The organism is Bifidobacteriaceae bacterium, assembly GCA_031281585.1.
GTDB lineage: Bacteria > Actinomycetota > Actinomycetes > Actinomycetales > WQXJ01 > JAIRTF01.
Window position 1 is genome coordinate 1 of record JAITFE010000001.1, and the last position, 4,231, is coordinate 4,231.

Annotated in this window: 3 protein-coding genes; 1 reads left to right on the forward strand and 2 read right to left on the reverse strand. The window is 70.5% G+C overall.

Annotated features, from left to right (window positions below):
• Positions 1-588: 588 nt before the first annotated feature.
• Positions 589-1,569 (reverse strand): hypothetical protein, encoded by a 981-nt coding sequence (locus tag LBC97_00005; GenBank protein ID MDR2564446.1) that lies wholly within the window; start codon positions 1,567-1,569, stop codon positions 589-591.
• A 329-nt stretch (positions 1,570-1,898) separates the two neighbouring features.
• Positions 1,899-2,819 (reverse strand): tyrosine-type recombinase/integrase, encoded by a 921-nt coding sequence (locus LBC97_00010; protein ID MDR2564447.1) that lies wholly within the window; start codon positions 2,817-2,819, stop codon positions 1,899-1,901.
• A 335-nt stretch (positions 2,820-3,154) separates the two neighbouring features.
• Here LBC97_00010 and LBC97_00015 point away from each other — a divergent pair, with 335 nt between their 5' ends.
• Complete coding sequence (locus tag LBC97_00015; protein ID MDR2564448.1) at positions 3,155-3,832, forward strand: helix-turn-helix transcriptional regulator; 678 nt, start codon at positions 3,155-3,157, stop codon at positions 3,830-3,832.
• Positions 3,833-4,231: the final 399 nt, after the last annotated feature.

Consider the following 4,231-nt stretch of genomic DNA (forward strand, 5'->3'; position numbering starts at 1 on the left):
AGAACAAGCCCCAGGGCGCGGCGGTCCGGCGGGGGCGGCGTCGCGGCTCCGCCGCGGTCCGTGCCGAAGCGCCTTCCGGCGCTACCGGCGCGGTCCGCTGCGGGGCCGCGCCGTGCGTCCCTTCGGGCCGCTGGTCCTGTGGCCGGGTTTGGCCCCTGGCGGTCCCAGCCGGGACCCTCCCATGTCAAGCGCCCCCGGGGGCCGCTCCCAGCGTGGCCGGGGACGGTCCTCCGGACCAAGGCCCAAGACTCCCGCTCGACGCCGACCCCCAGAAACGCTTGACACGGGGCCCTCCCGGCCGGGGGCTGGCACCCGGCGGCAGGCAGACGCGCCCGGCCAAGGCCGGGCACTTAGTGCCAGCCGCCAGGAACCAATCGCCAACACTCGCGAAAGCAGACCAAGACAATGAACAACCCAACCCACACCTGGGAACACGCCGACGCCACACCCGGCCCCGACGGCCACGACCGGTGGCTCATCGCCATCCGCGACCGCCAAGGCCGCGCCACGGCGGAATTCGAAGTCGACGTAGAGTCCGGAGCCCGCCCATGGGTCCAATGCCAGCAACTCGCCCGAGAAGCCCGCCTCCTACACGGCTGGGCCCTCAACACCGGCGACGGCGACCGCGGCGCAAAGCGCCTTCAAGTCTTCTAAGGCGTCGCGCGGCCCGGCCCTCCCGGCCAACGACGACAGCACGGACTCCCCCGCGCCCGGCTTCTGGTCTTCCCACCTGTAGCCGGAAGACAGGTCCTCGCAGCCCCGCGCGATCCGCCATTGGCGGCGCTCGTCTCGCAGCGCCGCCAATGTGGGCGCCGGCCAATTGCGCGACCGGCGCATCCTCTGCCCGGCGAACCCGTAGCGCTTGTGCCCGTACCAGTAAGTCCGCCCGCGCCGCCTCTCGCGCTGGCGAACCCGCTCGACCGGGTCCTTGGCCTCCGCCTCCGCCGGCTGGCAGCACGGCCTGTGGCACCGGTACGCCCGCGCGGCACGGTCAAGCCTTTCCAGATGCTCCCGCCGCGCCGCCGACTCCCACCGCCCGGACAGCTTGTCGCGACCGAGGTCCTTGGCGCTGTAACCGAGCAGTTTGGCCAGGTACCCGCCGATCCGCAACCGCCGACGACCCGGCGCGACCACCTCCAAATCGCACTGACGACCCCACTTGATGCCCTCCGCCCCGGTTTCCCTCATCGCCTTGAACGCCCGCTTCATCGTCGCGGCCGTCGTGCCCGCCGGGCACAGCACCATCACATGGAAGTGGACGCAGCCCCGTTTCTGATCCTCGGCCACCGCGATCCAGGGCACCTTTCCCAGATGGTGCCGGGCGGACTCACAGGCCCGAGTCAACAACCTTGAGCTGGCGTGGTTCCAGGCCACCTGCGCGGCGTAGTCGTAGCTGCCCGCGTCCAGCGGAGTGCCCGCCACGCCATCGTCCGGGCCATGGGCCGCGCCGCACCGGCAGGCCCGCCCCCGCCGCTTCGCGCCCTTCCGCGCCCCCCGCCACGGCTTGGCCGTCTTCGCCGCATGGTGCACACGCCCGAACGACGGCCCCGTCAACGTCACGAACATCACCGGCCCGTTATGGTCCGCCGCCCCCCGCAGAATCCGCTTGCAGTCGTTCCTGTACCGGGTCGCGCAGCGCGGACAGACCCACAAGGACTTGCTCCCGCAAGGGATCTGGACAGTCCGAGACTCCTGCCCCTTGTGCCCGACCTTCACTATCGGCCGCTGGCACGGCAGCCGGGCAGCCGACTTTTCCAACTCCCGCACCAGATCAGGAGAGGCCCCCGCCAAGATTCCCACGACCGGCTCTTCCTCTGAGGCATCTCTCCTAAAGCGGGTGTCGGAGGTTCGAGTCCTCTCTGGCGCACCGGCCGTCCCCAAGCCCACCAAAACCACCCCTACGCTGCCCTGTCAAGCGCGGCCCGCAACTCCGCGTCCCGCCTGGAGGCCGTCAAACCGTTGACATACCGCTCCGTCGTGGCCAGGCTCCCGTGCCCCAGCCAACGCTGGATGTCGGTCGACGTGACGCCCTCGACGTCGAGCAGGTGCACGGCCCAAGTGGCGCGCAGATCGTGGATGCGGTGCCCCGGAGCCAACTCGGCCCAACGGGCGTCCCGAATGAAGTTCCGCCGACTCAGCGCCAGCCCTCTCGGCGTGCTGAACAACCGCTCGTCGTGGCCCTTGCCGCTCGCCAAACCGGCCAGGACCTCCCGCACCCGCCGGTCCAGCGGGACCATCCTGGAGCGCCCGGACTTCGGCGCTTTGACCGCGAACCCGGCCGACTGGGACCGTTCGACCGAGAGCGCCTGACCGCCGTCGCGCAGGTCCCCGGCTTGCAGGGCGACCAGCTCGCCCCAACGAAGGCCGGTGTGCGCCAACGTGAACACGACCCGTCCCAGGTCCGCCCGGAACGCGCCGACGGCCGCCACCAGCCGGTCAACCTCGGACCAGGCGAACGGCCTACCGGCCCGCCCCGGACGGCCCGACTTGGGGCGTTTGACGTTCGAGGCGGGGTTGTCTGCCACCAACCCCGCCTCGGCCAAGTCCCGGAACAACGCCCGCAGCGATATCACCACCCGCGCTTTGGTGGCCTGCGCCGCGCCGCGGCCCGCGCCCCATTCCTCGGCCACCCGGAACACGTCATCGCCGGTAACCCGGTCAACCGGCAGCGAGGCGAACCACGCCGGAAGGCTGTTCAGCACCTGCCCGTCACGCGCCACCGTCGACTGCGCCGCGTGACCGGCCGCGCGGCGCGGCAGCCACCATTGGCGGCCCAGCTCCTGGACCGTCGCCAGACCCGCCGCCGCCTCAACCGCCATGGTGGCCACCCCCGCGACACAACGGACAGTCCGCGCTCATCGCGTCAAGCAACGCAAACATCTCCGCCGGCGGCTCGCCGCCGAACCCCCACCAGCCGTACTCGGTGCTCGACCCGTCAGCGCGCGCAACCGGGCGAGACCCCCTGCCCGGCGCGCGCCCACGCCCCGCCGCCGCCGGATTGCCGCGAGGCCGCGCCTCGCGCCTCCGCTTTACCCGCTTTCCCACAGTGACCCGTCCCTTCACCTGCCTAGTTACTGAATTTCCGTATCAGAATACCCCATGAGCGGTGTTCGGATACCAAGATTCAGTAGTTCTGCGGCTGTATCCTGGTCCTGTGGCCGGAATACCCGAACCTCGCAATCGTTGGTCGGCCCAGTGGTCCAAGCGGATCGGCAAAAACATCCAGGACACCCGGCGAGGCAAGCACCTAACCGCCCAGCAGCTCAGCGAGCACCTGGCCCGGATCGGCTATCCCATCGCCCCGACCACGTTGGCTGGCCTCGAACAGGGCCAACGCGGCCGAGTGTCCGTCCAGGAGTTGCACGCGATCGCCTACGCCCTTGACGTTCCCGCCACCGATCTCATGTACGGGACCAACCCTGACGAACCCATGACGCACCCCGACGGCGCGAAGACGGACGGCACGCGCGCCCGGCTCTCAGACCTTGGCCAATGGTGGCTCGACGCCCTCACCGAAGCGGCCACCGAGGCCACCGCCCTAGGCGACATCGAAGACCAGGCATCGATGCTCGACAAGCACGGCCTCAAGCCAATCTGGGACCCCGAACTGACCGCCAACCAAGCCACAGCGGCGATCGAACAGGCCGGTTTGGACCCACTAGCGTCCCCCGGCCAGCACCTCCTGGCAATGCTGGTCACGCTTCCTCGCACCATGGGCAGACTCATCGAAGCCCGCCAAAGGCTTGACGCCAGCAACGTGCCGCTAACCAGGCTCACAGCCAAACAGCGGGGTTGGATCGCCGAGTACTCGGCCAAGCTCGGCCCCAACTGACCCACCAGCGCGGACGGGCACACGCAATCTGACGCGTCCTCCCAGGTCATAGGCTTTCCGGCAAATCTCCACACAGGGTCAAGGTCCCGCCGCTGCGCGGCGGGACCGGCGACACCGGCCCGCAGGGCCGGTCCCTCCGCGTCCTCGCGAGACCGAGCCCTCGGACACGCTCCCCATCCCGGACGATCCGCGCCGCCAAGACTGATCTGCGGCACCCCGCCCCGGCTCGGCACTTCACGCGTTCCCCCAGGCCACGAGGTTTCCTGCCGTTTTAGCACATAGAACAAGCCCCAGGGCGCGGCGGTCCGGCGGGGGCGGCGTCGCGGCTCCGCCGCGGTCCGTGCCGAAGCGCCTTCCGGCGCTACCGGCGCGGTCCGCTGCGGGGCCGCGCCGTGCGTC

Excerpts from the sequence above, each read along its gene's own strand:
- LBC97_00010 (MDR2564447.1), bottom strand. The coding sequence starts at position 2,819 with ATGGCGGTTGAGGCGGCGGCGGGTCTGGCGACGGTCCAGGAGCTGGGC.